Here is a 16,203-nt window from a genome sequence, read left to right on the forward strand (position 1 = left end):
CTTACGGTTTTCAGCCTCCAGCTCCTTTAAGCGTTTGATATCCGAAGTTTCCATTCCGCCGTATTTTTCCCGCCATTTATAGAAAGTTGAATTACCCATGCCATATTTACGACAGAGTTCTTTAACCGGAATACCCGCTTCAGCTTCTTTTAAAATAGCGACGATTTGATGTTCAGTCATTTTTTTCATGTTTAAATCCTCTTTACTTTTATCATAGAGAATTTTCTACTTTTTTGCTGTATTATTTTAGGGGAGAGTTACATTCCAAATCCACCAAGTACACGAACATCACCCACTGCACCATCAACAAAACGTTTAGAAATAGCATCCCATGCACCATTAGGTTGACGGGTGCCATTGCTGTTTGAGCCAAAAAGGAATTCATATGCTTGGCTAGGTAACTCACCCCATTTATCTGCACCAAATATCTGCTTTAATTTGCGATTTAAAGGTGAGTTCTTTGTCAAAGCTTCTGATAAAAATTTAGATGCCTCGGTATTATCGATAAGGCGAAGTGTAGAGTTATTTTTTAATTGGTCGATAATTTCTGATGTATGCACGCCAGAATCTAACATCCCAGAATAGAGAATGGTGTGTTGCCATGGGTATTTATATCTAATTGCTGTATTAAATCACGTAATCCATCGGCATCCTTGACCTTAAATAATCGTTTTTCCGCTTCCTCTTTAGTCAATCCCACCATATTGGTCTATTCCTCCAGTATAATAATTGATTATAGTGTTAGCTTACAAAATACTAAAAATTAAATTTAAAAAATGCTTTCTTATTGGCTTCTACGTCTCTAAGTCCGCTACATTTATAGACAGTTAACGCCTCTTTTAAAATGGTTAGTAAATCCGCCTTCGACAAAGTAGGTAAACTACTGGGGTTCATTGACACTATTTCCCAAGCAAATTGTATCGGATATAGGTCATTAGATACTGACTCACTAGGATCCAAATCACTAGAGTCCAAAATAAATTCAATATTCTGGCCATCAACATGCAGGATAAATACCTCCTTACTCGTTGGTTCAGGGATACCGGAAGGACTATCATAATTATGCACATAACCGCAACTAAATAACCAATACCCTCGTTCCTTATCCACACACCAAGCGTGTTGATGAACATCAAAACTGTTTAATAGGTTTGGCATTTTATGATTAGGCCAGATATTGTACTTATTCCATAAATTATCTAAATCATATTTTTGGGCATCTTCGTTCGAGACATAGGCATTGACAAATGGCATAAGTCACTCCTTAATTAAATTGTGTTAAATAAATTTGGGCTCTGTTATATAAAATATAAATGCAGATAAACGGAATTATAAATAAGATAGTTGGTTTGTAAATAACCCAAAATAGATTATAAGCTATGCCATCACTATTGCTATTTATTCGACTGTTCATTTTTAGGTTATATTTTGTAAAAAATATTCAGGAGTCTATACCGTTTGGTGATAAAAAACATGAAAAAACAATTAGATAAAAAAGCAAGTTTTTAAGTTATGTATTAAGACATCAACCAGAAGCCATTGGTATAACCTTAAACATTGAGGGATGGGTCGATATTAATAAACTGATCTTACAAGCTAATCAACATGGCCAATCTATGACTAGGGAATTGATAGAAGAAGTTGTCAAAACAAGTGATAAAAAGCGTTTTACTATTTCAGATGATGGTTTAAAAATACGAGCCGCGCAAGGTCACTCAACACAACAAGTAAAAATTAATCATATAGAACAAGTTCCCCCCAAATTTCTATATCACGGCGCCGCAACACGTTTTATTGATTCAATTAAAGAAAAAGGATTAATTGCCAGCGATCGCCATTATGTTCATTTATCGATTGATGAACAAACCGCAAATACCGTAGGAAAACGACACGGTAAACCAATTGTATTAAAAGTAAAATCATTACTAATGTATCAACAAGGCTTCAAATTTTATTTAGCCGATAACGGTGTTTGGCTAACTGGTACTGTCCCAAATACTTTTTTAATCTTTGACTAAATATGATTTAATCCAGACTGAGCTTGTTAATATTTAACGAATTAAAGCAAACCTGCAAATAAATAAAAGATAACATTCAGTTTACTCATTGAACACTCATTTACTAAAATGAGCATCAATGAGTAAGTCGTTTTTATTCAATTAAGTTTGAGTTATGGCATTTATAGCAATTATAAATATGAAAGATCTCGAACCATATCTTCTAGATATACTTTTAACTCTGTTAATTGCTGTTCTTTTGCCGCTTGAAGTAAGCTATCTTTACTTTGTAATGTTCCTTCGCTGTAATTACGCAAATTTGCTGGTACATTGCCAGAATAGATATAATCATGCTTTGCAGATGTTTTAACAATATTAAATGATTTACTGTAACTATAGATGCCATGAGCTTCAATTTCAGTCGTTAAGGTAAGTTTATTGCTGTGAGTCACCGTTTGTAAATTAAATGGTTGATCTTTATAGGTCTTGATTTGATTTTTATTGCCGTTTTCGTCAGTAATTTCAACATATTTATCAAATACTTTTTCGGTTTTAGTTTCATTGTTAACCGATTGCCCCAGATCAGAAAATTCAACATTTGTTTTGACACGGATTGTGACATCCGCTTGACTAGGTTCATAAATAATAAATTCTATAAAGTCTTTACTTAATATATCTAGTACATAAGATTTTAATTCTGAAGAATTATAATAAATTTTTATTTTGCCTTTTTTCTTGTACTTTTCTGCTTGTGAAGTTGCATCACGAAAATATCCATATTGTCGATAAGCTGAAACTGCTGATGCATAGTATTGAGCTACTTCTCGGAATTGATAACGATGAATTGCTGTTTTTGCTAGTTGTTGAGCTTGATCGTAAGCGATTTCGGCTTGTTGTTGAGAATATTTTCTATCATTATCAATAGAAAGTTTGTCGCTATCTTTGTACTTGCCAAGCGGTTTATATACAGCCGAGGCATTATTAAATGCGTCTGATGCTGCTTTATAGTCACCTTGCTTTTCTAATATTTTTCCTTATTCATAATACTCTTTAGCAGCAAGGTGCATATATTTGGTGTTAGCATTTTTGTATAACGCTTCAATATTTTTGTAATTATATAGTTCTAAACCTTTTTGGTATAATTCTGCTTTTTGTTGATAGCTTTGGCTATCTTTGCCTGCTATAGAGTTACCATAATCATAATATTGTTTAGCAATGGTTTGTTCTAGCTTTGTGATATCGTATTTATCATTGAAAAAACTGACCGTTTGGCTATAAAAACGATCTCTTAACATCATTTTCATTTTAAGTAGGCATTGATAAATATCAATACGATTTTTGTAATCGTTGCTTGGTGTGTTAGCTAAATTAGTTTCGTAATGAGCCATAATATTACTGACCATCGTGATTAATTTTTCAGCTTTATCTTTATCAAATTTTGCTTCACCTTTTTCTTCAATACTACGTGTTAATAAACTTATACTTTCTAAATATTTTCCTTCTTTATAAGCCTGTTCAGCGGTACGAACATGGCAAGCTGTTAAAAGAAAAATAAATAACATTGTTATGGCTATCCTCATAATATTTCCTTTCTAGTAGGTTTTAACTAAATTACCAATTCATTGCAAATAAAACTATTTTATTAATTGTAACTAATTAAATTAGTCCGTATTTGTTGCTGATTAGCTTATAAAAATTTTTAAATAATGTATTAACTTTTTTTGCTAAACAACAATTAAATCGAAATTAATAGATTAAAATCAATAGATGATAATGACAATAATAGAGAGTTAGATAATATTTTGAAAACTCTCAATAAAGCTTATTGAGAGTATAAAAAACTATTTTCTGGTTGTTTTTTTTGCTGTTGCTTGACGCGGTGAACGTTGGGCTTTTGATAAATTGACTAGTTTAGCTCGTTTAGGGCGCTGCAACCGTTTGTCGGATGAGGTTTTGACAAAGCTTTTTTCTTGCTGTTGCATACCTACGATTTGGCGCAGGTAATTGACTGATTCAATATCTAACTCAAGCCATGTACCGCGTGATAATCCTTTGGGTAAAGTGATATTGCCATAGCGAATGCGTAGCAATCGACTAACTTGCACATCAATAGCTTCCCACATTCTACGAACTTCCCGATTACGGCCTTCTGTTATAACTACATTAAACCATTGGTTAATTCCATCACCACCTTGTGCTTTAATTGATTGAAATGAGGCTGGGCCATCTTCTAGTTGCACCCCTTTACGAAGTTGGTTAATTTGTTGATCAGTCACATTACCAAATACTCGCACTGCATATTCACGCTCAATCTCGTGCCGTGGATGCATTAATCGATTAGCTAATTCACCATCAGTTGTGAATAATAATAAGCCCGATGTATTGATATCAAGTCTGCCAATGTTCACCCAACGAGCATTTTTTAATCTAGGTAAACGCTCAAAAACCGTCGCACGTCCTTGAGGATCATTCCGTGAACAAATTTCACCTTCTGGTTTATAATAAGCTAGTACTCGGCAAACTTCTTTTTCTTTACTTCTTAGCTGAACTAAATGACCATTGATACGAATTTTCGGATTGGCATTAACATCAACCCGATCGCCTAATGTGGCAATTTTTCCATCTACACTGATTTTACCTGCCACAATCATGGCTTCAATCTCTCGGCGTGATCCATTACCTAAATTAGCTAATACTTTTTGGAGTTTTTCAGTATTATCATGTACCGATGTTTTGCGTGTAATAGCTGGTACTCTTGAGGTTTTTGGTTTTTTGTAGAGTTGCTTTTCCTTTGCTTTAACGCTATTTGTCTTTTTGCCAAGTTGTGGGAATGCTGATTTGCTATTTTTCATAAAATCCTCGCTGTTACCTTCTCAGGTATCAATTTTCTATTAGCTATATTGTCGATATATTGACAATAAAAAATGGACATTTATTCGAATGGCTTAGTGTCTCCACTTCCTTTGCGAATAACTGTTGGATAGTCATTAGTCAAGTCAATTACGCTGGTAGGTTGTTGACCTATATAACCACCATGCACAATCGCATCAAGCTGATAACCTATTTTATCTTCTATTTCGTCGGGATCGGATTGCGCTTGGTCATCATTAGGTAAAATTAATGTCGCAGTCATTAATGGCTGCCCTAATAATTCGAGCAACGCTAAATCAATTTTATTATCAGGAATTCTTAGTCCAATTGTTTTGCGTTTTTCATTCATCAATCGACGGGGTACTTCTTTACTTGCCTGTAAAATAAAAACATATTTACCCGGGGTATTATTTTTTAGTAACCGAAAAGTTGTGTTATCTACAAAAGCATAACTAGATAGTTCAGAAAGATCACGGCACATCAAGGTAAAATTGTGATTTTTATCGAGTTGACGAATTTGACAAATTCGATCAACACCCGATTTATTGTCTAGTAAACAACCCAGTGAATATCCTGAATCGGTCGGAAAAGCTATAACACCACCATCATTTAATATGTTGACAACTTGATTTAATAATCGAGTTTGCGGATTATCTGGATGAATATAAAAAGTTTGACTCATAATTTTCTTCTATATCAATATTATTGTTAATCTGATTTGCATTATTAAATTTTATATCGTTAACCTTATAGTGAAGCACGAATATAAATCGATTTTAATCCAGATTTATTTAGAGTTTCCAATTATGCCAAATTGGTGTAACACTACCGGGTAGTGGGGTTGTTTTCCCTAAATCTAAATAGGTGTCAACACCATGAAAATCCGATCCTTGTGATGCCAATAGTTCAAATTCATTGGCTAATTTAGCTAATTTTTGTAAATCATCTTGCGTTTGCCTACTTTGTGAAACTTCAATTGCATCACCACCACTAGATTTAAACTCACTTATTAATAATTTCAATTTAGTTAAAGTTAGATCATAGCGACTTGGATGCGCAAGTACTGCTTGCCCTCTTGCCGCATGAATGGCATTAACTGCATCTGAAATACTACACCATGTTGCAGGTACATAAGCATAACCACCTTTGCCTAAGTACCTTTTAAAGGCGCGTTTAATGTCTTTAACATAGCCGTTAGCAACTAAAAATCTTGCAAAATGAGCACGCGAAACAATGTCTCCTTTTGCAAATTGTTGTGCTTGTTGATAAGCGTTTGCAATACTAACTTTAGCTAATTTATGGCTTATAGCCAACGCTCGATCGATTCTTCCTTGTTCTTGTGATGATAGCAGTGTCGTTAACTCAGGATGTGCAATATCAATATTTAACCCAACAATATGGATTTCGTTGTTTTTCCAAGAAGTTGATATTTCAACACCACAAGCTAATTTAATAGGTAAATTTTCGTTAGCAATCGTTTTTTGAGCTTCAGGTAAACCTTTAACGGTGTCATGATCGGTAATAGCCAAAATAGCAATTTGGTTATCTACAGCTCTTTTGACAAGTTCGCTAGGTGTTAAGAGACCATCCGATGCCGTAGTATGTGAATGTAAATCAACGATCATTTTTTTCTCGAAAATTATTTTGAAACGTGTAATATACCACACAATTTGCATGACCACTAAAAGGTATATTATGAAAGATCAAATTCGCCTTGCTCAACAAGATACTAGCACAATTATTGAGGAACTATTAGAAGATGGTAGCGATCCTCATGCACTTTATATCATTGAGCATCACATTTCATCACAAAATTTTGATAAATTAGAAAAAGTGGCAGTAGAAGCCTATAAATTAGGCTATGAAGCAACCGATCCCGATGAAGATATTGACGATGCAGGCAATGTTGTTATCGCTTTTGATATTGTTACTGAAAGCCCACTCAATGCCGAACTAATAAATGCACAAATTGCAGAAATCATCGCACTTACTACCCAATTTGGCGTCACATATGATGGTTGGGGTACTTATTTTGAAGATGGGAATGATAACGATTTTGATGAAGCTGAGCTTATGGAGACACTTCATTAAATATCATCAACTCCCTTTCTTAGGCTTTATTCTTATCCGATAAACGGATAAGAATATTAGTGCTTTAAAGCTTAATTTAGCTTTTCTATACGACTTGTTCTTTTTTGATCTGATGAAATACTACGAATAGAGATAGTGTCATCTTTATTAATTGCCACTGGAGCAGTATAAAGTTTCCAATTTTTTCCATTATTCGTTGAATATTCAATGTTTAATCCCGGAAATACAATATTGGCGTTTAATTTACCATTTACAATTTTTGCACCAGGAATAGGTAATCTATAATTTATACCCGCAAGATCAAGTTTAGCTAACTCTCTTTGTCCAAGTAAATTAGCAAAGCGATTCCAATCATCATGTAACGCTTTGCTATCTACATAATGTGTTTCACCTTGCTGATATTGGCGATCTTTTTGATAAGCCATTTCCCAATCAGCTTGATGCCAAGCCCTTTCAGCAACCGCTAGTAAACGAGGAAAAGCCATATATTGCATTTTGTTATTACTACGGATATCTTCAGTCCAAATTTGTGCTGATAGCCCATAAGCACCTGACCAGTTCATAGTACCTTTAGCTGTAAATGGATTACCATCTCGGTCAACCGAAGTTTCAGCATTTTGTGGTAAATTATTGGGCGCAAAACTAAATATTTTACGTTCATCACTAAAACGTGTTGCCCAATAGTAACCACTTTCTTTTGGATTCACTTCATATGGCATATCTAAATAAACATAGTCTGGATTAGAGATAATCACTTGATAACCTTTATTTGTCCATTCATTAACTGAATCAAATCCCCCCCAATATAATGTGTCCCAAAAGTTAACTGTAACTTTATCGACTGCAAATGATTTGGCATTTTCGGCATGTTTCATGCCATCTTGCCACGCTTGCATATGATTGATACCATGCTCTTTAATAATGGTACTGACTTGTTGTGCAAAATAACTTGGTAGATGCTCAATATCTTTCACTTCGCCTTTTCTCACAAAAGTTTGACAAGCTTGTGATTTAGCCCATGGATGATCTTCAATACTTTGATCAATAGTACCTTTAATATTAGTTTTTTCTTTTGCTTGCAGATCTTGATAACCTGCACCTAAACGGATATTTTTAGCTTCATCACCACCAAAATGCCAAGTATTAAGCGGTTGCCCTGCTTCAATATGCATTTTTGCGATTTCATCGATAACTTTATTAACAAAGCGTTTAGATGAATCAAGACAAGGATTCAAATAGCTTAAGCGATTATAAAATTGTACCGTTGTGGTATTGGATGTATCGGTTGGATCAACTAAACGATACTCATTAGCTTGTTGCTCTTTTCCTTCATTCATTAGGCGTTTATAACGTGCTTCCATTGATACTATTGCGGCTCTGGCATGTGCAGGCATATCGATTTCAGGAATAACCTCGATAAAGCGTGCTTTTGCATATTTGACAATTTCAATGTAATCATTACGACTTAAAAATCCTGATCCACTTGTATTACTATCAGGTCCCGAACCTAATTGTGGTAATAAACAATTTTGCTCCGTGAGGTCGTGACAGCGTTTACTACCGATATCAGTTAGCTCAGGTAATCCAGGAATTTGAATTCGCCAACCTTCATCGTCACTTAAGTGAAAATGGAATTTATTCATTTTATATTTTGCCATTTGATCTAATAAACTTAATATGGCTTGTTTAGATTTAAAATTACGCCCAATATCAAGCATAATCCCTCGATATGTAAAACGTGGCGAATCGACTGCATTTAGCATTGGTATTGAATTTGAATGATTTACGGGAATGATAGATAAAACGGATTGAATGGCATAAAAAATCCCTGCTTCATCATAAGCGGTGATTAATGTCTTATCCTTTTTGATATCTAATTGATAAGCGCCAAATTTTTCTTGCTTAAATTGTTTAGGATCAACGGTTGCTTTTATTTGATAACCTTTTCCTGTTACTGCAATGTTTAATGCTTTAAATTGTGCTTTTAAAATAGCTAAACTTTCTTGATTTAAACCATTAAGGATCAAATTAACTCCTTGCTGATCAATTATAACATCCTCTTTACCTATTGTAAGTTTGCTTGGTGTCGGTAAAATTTGCCCTCGTAACGATGATTCAGATAATTTATTAATATCGGCGTTATATTCAAAACGGTTAGCAGGCGTCATTAAAATATTGTGATCATCAGCCGTTCTTTTCCATTGTTGTTTTATTGGTGCAACAAATGCCGATAAATTGTCAGAATCAGTGTTAGTGTTAGCAATAATTTTGGGTTTAGCATCACTGGAAGTTACATACCAACGTGGCATAACATCACTTTCACTAAGCATCCAATATTCCCCAATAATTGGAATATTCACCGTTGTATTGGCAGGAAAACCAGTGAACTTTTCTGTTGGCTCGAGCTTATGTAAATCACCTGTAATATGGGTGATTTTAAACTGATCATTGTCTACAGCTAGAATCATTCTGATATTATCAAAATAGATAGCCCAATCTTTATTATTAATGGCTGTTCCAGTATTTTTAAGTGAAATCATGACGTTATTACAAGAAGCCCAATCAGCACCTAAAGTTGAACAGTTAACGCCATTTGCGTTTGCTTGATTGTCGACAACTTCATATTTAACATTAAGTTGAGAACTAATCAAATTAGCAATTTGTTGAGAAGCATGCACTGATTGAATCGCACATATATTTAACAAAGAAAGGATTGAAGTTGCTAATATCGTTGCCTTAATCTTTTTCATCTTTTTTACCTATTTTTGTTTAGCACTAAAAACAGTGAATGGAATTGTAACAATAAATTTAATGTCCCGTTCATCTTGGAAGATATTACCGTATCCACCACCCCAGCTCGGTATATTTGAATGGTTATTATATTTGGTATAGTGCAATTGGAAGGTTGTATCTTTTGCCCAACTTTCTTGCACGGTATAACCTAAATCAAAGTTATATGCAGATTCAATCAAACGCTGTTTTTGATTGTATTGACGATTAGTGCTAGGTTTTGCATCCCAACCATAGGCATAAGACGCACCTGTTTTCCAACCCGCTAAATAATGAGATAGGTAACTTAAATCATAAGTCACTTCAGCAAACACTGCTTTTTCACCATTGGCATTGAAGTCTGAGCGAGAATTCCACCATATATCTAAACGACCATTTGATGAAGCATAATCAGGTGTCATACGCTGTAAAAAGAATCCCTGTTCTCCATCAGCTTTAACCGAAACGCTTTCAAATCGTAGACCGATAGCACCAACTTGATAGCCTAATGTTGCTGCTTGCAACCACGCCAAGCCATCATATACATCTGTACCTTTATGCGATTGATCTTTAGCGCCATAAAATTGGTAGCTCATAATCATAGGATTATCAAACACTTCCATTTTATAAGATACTTTACCAAAAAATTGGTTCATATAATTTTGTGCTTGTCCAAATGCACTTTCTAATACTAAGTCATTTTTAAAGTCATACTTCAAACCGGCAGAATGTAAATAATTAATTTTTTTACCTTTTACCCACTGTTTAAATTCATAAAGCCGTTTATACCAAGGTGCTTTATATTTATCACTCCACATATATGACATCGACAATGCTCCAGCGCTATCAAAATCAAGAGTTGACCCTACCTCAAAACCTCGATAAGTACCTGGTAATAAACTCCAGTGTGGTGCAAGTAACGTTTGACCTGAGGGTTGAATATAACCTGCTTTTACCCAAAATAATTCGTCAATTTTAAAATTTGCTTGTGCTTTATAAAAACTAAGTCCACTAACATCTTTCTTCCAATCCTCATCCCAGCGGGTATGTGCACCACTAAATCCTATTTCATTTGGGTGTCCATTACCGCCATTACTGACTTCCCAAGCGCCATAACCACCAAGTTCAATAGCAAATCTATCTGCAATATAGCCAGAACGATAATCCAAATTACTATTAAATGTTGATTGTCTAATATTGCTTTTATATTTATTGGTTTCTATATCTTTACGGTCACGATCACGATTCCAGAAAAAGATGTTACCAGTTAATGAAGCATCATCGAAAAAATGATTTTCATAGACGGCATCAACTGGAGTTACCCCCATTAAAACAGAAAAAGAAAAAATAAGTTTAGTTAAAAGATTTAATCGGTTAGGTATCATTTTTGCATTATAAATATTCATATTTATTTTCCTAAAATAATGAAATTATGCTATTTAACTTACAGTAAAACTTATTAACATATGATTATTATTAATAAATTGAACTTCAAAGTAACTTTTATTTTAAATATTTGAAAACTAAGCTTTATTTAGGAACATATTTAAATTCAGATATGAGGTAAATATGTATTTTTATAATGCATAAACATATTTTATCTAGCAAATTAAACACTCTAAATCGTGATCATAATCACTAAAAAGATCGATTTTTATGCTAATTTTTAGATAAAAGTCACAACTTTTTTTATTAAAAAAAATAATATAACGGACTTTTTTAGAATTTTTTAAACTTATGACGGTATAGAATCCTGAATATTTTTTACAAAAATATAACTTAAAATAAAAACCTTTGTATAAATATCCCATTGTAAATGGACAACCCACGTACAAAATTACGTTAGTATTAATCATTAAAGTCACATTATTTAATGTGTTATGACGATTTTAGAAGATGTTAATGAATATGTTCTAGATGAACGTTTGGTGTCAATATTTAGTCTATCACCAATTTTATTTATAATATCAACACGCTACCTATGATTTAGGGTATGGCATTTTTTATGTATATTTATTACCGTGGTTGAAAAATTGAAGATTAAAAAGTAAGTAATTTCTAAAGATTAATGACGTAAAATGACCACATAACCAAATAAAAAAGAGAAATCATATTTGGTTTCTCTTTTTTATTAATATGCTAAAAATACCGTTTACTTTATAATAAATAACGTTTTTTTAATTGTAGCTAAATAATTAAACTCTTAGTGTTCAGTATCAATTTCATCAAAACTTTTTACTAGTTCATCAATGGCTTTCATCTGTTTTAAGAAAGGTTCCAATTTTGCTAGTGGTAATGCTGACGGTCCATCACATTTTGCATGACTTGGATCTGGGTGGGATTCTAAAAATAACCCAGCAATACCAACAGCCATGCCCGAGCGTGCAAGTTCAGTTACTTGGCCACGACGTCCACCTGATGCTGCTCCCATAGGATCACGGCATTGAAGAGCGTGAGTAACATCAAAAATAACTGGTGACCCTTTGCTTGCTTTTTTCATAATGTTAAAACCAAGCATATCAACCACTAAGTTGTCATAACCAAAACAGCTACCACGATCACAAAGGATGATTTGATTGTTACCAGCCTCTTCAAATTTTTCAACAATATTGCCCATCTGCCCTGGACTAACGAATTGTGGTTTTTTGACATTAATTACTGCGCCTGTTTTAGCCATTGCAACAACTAAATCAGTTTGTCTTGCTAAAAAGGCAGGTAATTGAATTACATCAACCACATCAGCAACGGGTTGACATTGTGCTTCAGTATGTACATCAGTAATAATTTTAACGCCAAATTGTTGTTTAAGCTCTTGGAATATTTTTAGCCCTTCTTCTAATCCTGGTCCACGATAGGAATGAATTGATGAGCGATTTGCTTTATCAAAAGAAGCTTTAAAAATATAAGGAATATTTAGTTTATTGGTAACGGTGACATAATGTTCACAGATTTTCATCGCTAAATCACGAGATTCAAGCACATTCATACCACCAAATAGTACAAAGGGTAGATCATTAGCGACAGTAATGTCACCAATGTTTACTTTTTTTTGCTGCATCATAAAATTTTCCTAGTTAAGGTTTAAACCAGCGACCAAGGGTGACCCTATCATTACCACTGTAGTCGGTGAAGGTTTCTACTAATTGAAATCCTTGTTGTTTAAAAACAGTTTGCACTGCCTCGCCTTGTTTCCAACCATGTTCTATTAGTAACCACCCATATTGGTTTAAGTGCTTAGTTGCACCTTGTACAATTAGTTTAATATCAGCTAAACCATCATCTTCAGAAACTAATGCGCTTCTTGGTTCGTAGCGTACATCGCCTTGGGATAAGTGGATGTCTGTTGGCTCAACATAAGGAGGATTACTGACAATCATTGAAAACTTTCTATTCTTTATTGGCTTGTACCAATCACCTTGTAAAAAATAAACATTGTTGACCCCAATTTGGGCAGCATTTTTTTGAGCTAAGATTAGGGCATCTTTATTTTTTTCAATTGCGGTAAATAAACAGTCTTGACGTTCGGTTGCCATTGCAATAACTATCGCGCCTGTTCCCGTGCCAAGATCCAATACTTCACAAGGAACTCTAGGAAGATACTCTAAACCTAATTCAACTAATTTTTCGGTATCCGGTCTAGGTATTAAAGTGGCGTTAGAAACATTAAACTTTAAAGACCAAAACTCTTTTTCGCCAGTTATATAAGCGATAGGCTCACCATTTTTCCTGCGTTCTAAACATTCAGATAAAGCAATCAATTCATCATCAGTTAGCAATGTTTCACTGAACGCCATTAAAAATGTCCGCGTTTTTTGCGTAACAAAACTCAGTAAAATTTCAGCATCTCGCTTTGGGCTTTCACTATCTGTTAAGGTTTGAGAGGCACTTTTAAGCCATTGTAAGTATGTCATTCATCTTGTTCCGATAAAGCTGCTAGTTGATCAGCCTGATATTCCTGCACAATCGGATCGATTAGCATCTCTAATTTTCCTTCCATGACTTCATCTAAACGGTAAAGCGTTAAATTAATTCGATGATCGGTTACTCGACCTTGTGGATAATTATATGTTCTGATTCTATCTGAACGATCGCCTGAACCTAATAGATTTCGACGTGTTGAAGCCTCTTCTTGTTGGCGCTTACGTAGTTCCGCATCTTGAATTCTTGCAGCTAAAACTGACATTGCTTTGGCTCTGTTTTTATGTTGCGATCGCTCATCTTGACATTCAACAACGATGCCTGTAGGAATATGGGTAATACGAATAGCAGAATCTGTTGTATTAACATGCTGACCACCTGCGCCAGATGAACGATAGGTATCAATTTTTAAATCAGCTGGGTTGATTTCAGGCATTTCTGCTTCAGGGACTTCCGGTAAAACAGCAACGGTACAAGCAGATGTATGAATACGACCTTGAGATTCTGTTTCCGGTACACGTTGGACTCGGTGTCCACCTGATTCAAATTTTAAATTACCATAAACACCATCCCCACTAACTAACATAATAACTTCTTTATAGCCACCATGTTCACCATCATTTGCACTCATAATCTCAACACGCCAATTTTGTGATTCGGCAAATCTTGTATACATTCGAGCTAAGTCGCCAGCAAAAATAGCCGCTTCATCACCACCAGTTCCTGCTCTAACTTCGACAAAACAATTATAATCATCATTAGGATCTTTAGGTAATAGTAAAACTTGTAGTTGCTTTTCTTGTTCTTCAACTCGACTTAATGCTTCGTTTAACTCCTCTTGTGCCATTTCACTCATTTCAGGATCAGATAGCATCATTTTAGCTGTCTCAATATCCTCTTGTGTTTGCTTCCAATCAGAAAAGCACTTAACCACCCCTGTTAATTGCGAATATTCTTTAGACAAAGTGCGAAAGCGATTTTGATCCGCAATAACCGAAGCATCAGACAATAATGCTTGAACTTCTTCATAACGCTCTTGTAGCATTTCTAATTTGTTGATAATTGAAGATTTCATAGAAATATATTTTAGATGATATAAATTAATTAAATTTGTGGGGCATTATATACTTAATCACTTTTAAAATACAGTTTGAGCTAGTTATCGGGCTTATATCGCATCATTACATCAACAATATATAGCAAATCGATTGAATAAATGAAATATTATATGTAAATAGCCAATATATTAGAAACTTAATATTAGGTTATTTGTTGCACTATCGTTTTTTCATATTTAAATTCTATTTTGATCATAAAAAATTTTCTACTTGTGAATGTATTTTTTAGAAAGAGTTAAAAGATAATTAATTATTATTTAAACTTAACACTAACTTTTTTTGACCATGAGATATTCGCTTATGATTTTTATTTATATCAGTAAATTTTTTCCAATTTTTAGCCACTATCAACAACCATACTTTTTAGCAAAAAATAGATAAAAACATTTCTAGACAATAATTTACATTTTTACAATAATAAAAATATCACAATAAATTGCGCTGTAGTTAATCACCAATGACAATACTTTTTTGTAGAAGCTAATTTAAAATAAGGGAAGTTAGCATTAGTACAGATAATATCGCAGAGAAAATAAAACAATGGGAATCATAGATAACATAACGAAAACGCTCCAAGAAGATCTATCAGGCGAAATAAAGCAAGGGAGTAAATTAGCAATCGTTGCCGCATGCTTTTCATTTTTTGCTTTTGAAAAACTCAAAAAAGAGTTGAAAAATATAGATGAACTCCGTTTCATCTTTACTTCGCCAACATTTATAACCGAGCAAACCCCAAAAGCACAAAGAGAATTCTACATACCACGCCTTAATCGAGAACGTAGCCTTTATGGTACCGAATTTGAAATTAAACTTCGCAATGAATTAACACAAAAAGCGATTGCTAAAGAGTGCGCTGATTGGATTAGACAAAAGGTTACATTTAAATCCAACATCACTAATGAAAATATGGCTGGATTTATACAGTTAGATGATAATGCTTATATACCAATCAATGGATTTACAACTATTGATCTAGGTTGTGAACGAGGAAACAATGCTTACAATATAGTACAAAAAATTTCTTCCCCTGATTCAATTAAATTTCTTTCCATTTTTAATGAACTTTGGCAAGATAAAAATAAACTTCAGGATGTAACAAATGTTGTTATCGACAATATTGCTGTAACTCTCCCCTAAAATAATACAGCAAAAAAGTAGAAAATTCTCTATGATAAAAGTAAAGAGGATTTAAACATGAAAAAAATGACTGAACATCAAATCGTCGCTATTTTAAAAGAAGCTGAAGCGGGTATTCCGGTTAAAGAACTCTGTCGTAAATATGGCATGGGTAATTCAACTTTCTATAAATGGCGGGAAAAATACGGCGGAATGGAAACTTCGGATATCAAACGCTTAAAGGAGCTGGAGGCTGAAAACCGTAAGCTTAAACAGATGTTTGCCGAACTGAGCTTAAAATCCCAGCTTCAGGAAGAAATCAT

At 34.0% G+C, this 16,203-nt stretch carries 15 protein-coding genes and 2 pseudogenes; 4 read left to right on the top strand and 13 right to left on the bottom strand.

The genetic code is table 11. The features are described 5' to 3' along the window. The 3 genes from A9G43_RS05740 to A9G43_RS05750 form a co-directional block, all read right to left on the bottom strand. Positions 1–189 (bottom strand): transposase (locus A9G43_RS05740; protein WP_065607385.1); only part of this gene is annotated, 189 nt, incomplete at its 3' end. A gap of 68 nt (positions 190–257) precedes the next feature. Further along, positions 258–560, bottom strand: coding sequence for a hypothetical protein (locus tag A9G43_RS05745; RefSeq protein WP_141674035.1), 303 nt, complete (start codon positions 558–560; stop codon positions 258–260). 196 nt (positions 561–756) lie between these two features. Further along, positions 757–1,254: a hypothetical protein gene (locus A9G43_RS05750; RefSeq protein ID WP_065607388.1), complete on the bottom strand. Its 498-nt coding sequence runs from the start codon at positions 1,252–1,254 to the stop codon at positions 757–759. Between the two features lie 242 nt (positions 1,255–1,496). Here A9G43_RS05750 and kptA point away from each other — a divergent pair. Then, positions 1,497–2,018: pseudogene (kptA, locus tag A9G43_RS05755) on the top strand (RNA 2'-phosphotransferase); the annotation flags it as partial. A 170-nt stretch (positions 2,019–2,188) separates the two neighbouring features. Here kptA and A9G43_RS05760 read toward each other — a convergent pair. The 5 genes from A9G43_RS05760 to rnm all read right to left on the bottom strand — a co-directional run bounded on the left by A9G43_RS05760 (position 2,189) and on the right by rnm (position 6,493). Further along, entirely contained in the window at positions 2,189–2,449 is a 261-nt protein-coding gene (locus A9G43_RS05760) for a hypothetical protein (RefSeq protein WP_065607390.1), read from the bottom strand. A 582-nt stretch (positions 2,450–3,031) separates the two neighbouring features. Then, positions 3,032–3,577: a hypothetical protein gene (locus A9G43_RS05765; RefSeq protein ID WP_141674036.1), complete on the bottom strand. Its 546-nt coding sequence runs from the start codon at positions 3,575–3,577 to the stop codon at positions 3,032–3,034. Between the two features lie 261 nt (positions 3,578–3,838). Continuing rightward, positions 3,839–4,849, bottom strand: a complete 1,011-nt coding sequence (rluB, locus tag A9G43_RS05770) for a 23S rRNA pseudouridine(2605) synthase RluB (RefSeq protein ID WP_081298045.1) — start codon at positions 4,847–4,849, stop codon at positions 3,839–3,841. A gap of 80 nt (positions 4,850–4,929) precedes the next feature. Continuing rightward, positions 4,930–5,550, bottom strand: a complete 621-nt coding sequence (locus A9G43_RS05775; protein WP_065560248.1) for an L-threonylcarbamoyladenylate synthase — start codon at positions 5,548–5,550, stop codon at positions 4,930–4,932. Positions 5,551–5,659: 109 nt separating this feature from the next. Beyond that, positions 5,660–6,493, bottom strand: a complete 834-nt coding sequence (gene rnm, locus A9G43_RS05780; RefSeq protein WP_218058623.1) for an RNase RNM — start codon at positions 6,491–6,493, stop codon at positions 5,660–5,662. Between the two features lie 70 nt (positions 6,494–6,563). Here rnm and rraB point away from each other — a divergent pair, with 70 nt between their 5' ends. Beyond that, complete coding sequence (gene rraB / locus A9G43_RS05785) at positions 6,564–6,959, top strand: ribonuclease E inhibitor RraB (protein WP_065607396.1); 396 nt, start codon at positions 6,564–6,566, stop codon at positions 6,957–6,959. Between the two features lie 71 nt (positions 6,960–7,030). On the opposite strand, the gene A9G43_RS05790 is transcribed toward rraB, so the two are convergent. The 5 genes from A9G43_RS05790 to prfA form a co-directional block, all read right to left on the bottom strand. Continuing rightward, positions 7,031–9,709 (bottom strand): beta-N-acetylhexosaminidase, encoded by a 2,679-nt coding sequence (locus A9G43_RS05790; RefSeq protein ID WP_065607398.1) that lies wholly within the window; start codon positions 9,707–9,709, stop codon positions 7,031–7,033. 9 nt (positions 9,710–9,718) lie between these two features. Next, a complete protein-coding gene (locus A9G43_RS05795; protein ID WP_442903314.1) occupies positions 9,719–11,056 on the bottom strand; it encodes an OprD family outer membrane porin in 1,338 nt (445 codons plus the stop codon). An 875-nt stretch (positions 11,057–11,931) separates the two neighbouring features. Then, positions 11,932–12,786, bottom strand: coding sequence for a 3-deoxy-8-phosphooctulonate synthase (gene kdsA, locus A9G43_RS05800; protein WP_065560258.1), 855 nt, complete (start codon positions 12,784–12,786; stop codon positions 11,932–11,934). A gap of 16 nt (positions 12,787–12,802) precedes the next feature. Next, positions 12,803–13,639: a peptide chain release factor N(5)-glutamine methyltransferase gene (gene prmC / locus A9G43_RS05805; protein WP_065607400.1), complete on the bottom strand. Its 837-nt coding sequence runs from the start codon at positions 13,637–13,639 to the stop codon at positions 12,803–12,805. After that, positions 13,636–14,721, bottom strand: a complete 1,086-nt coding sequence (gene prfA, locus A9G43_RS05810) for a peptide chain release factor 1 (protein ID WP_065607402.1) — start codon at positions 14,719–14,721, stop codon at positions 13,636–13,638. The genes prmC and prfA overlap by 4 nt, the downstream gene beginning before the upstream one ends. A 583-nt stretch (positions 14,722–15,304) precedes the next feature. Here prfA and A9G43_RS05815 point away from each other — a divergent pair. Together A9G43_RS05815 and A9G43_RS05820 are read left to right on the top strand one after the other, a co-directional pair. Continuing rightward, positions 15,305–15,883, top strand: a pseudogene (locus tag A9G43_RS05815) (ATP-dependent helicase); the annotation flags it as partial. A 75-nt stretch (positions 15,884–15,958) separates the two neighbouring features. Beyond that, positions 15,959–16,203: transposase (locus A9G43_RS05820; protein WP_065607405.1), on the top strand; the 245-nt coding region annotated here is incomplete at its 3' end.

It is taken from the genome of Gilliamella sp. Occ3-1, assembly GCF_001690655.1.
Taxonomy (GTDB): Bacteria; Pseudomonadota; Gammaproteobacteria; order Enterobacterales; family Orbaceae; genus Gilliamella; species Gilliamella apicola_P.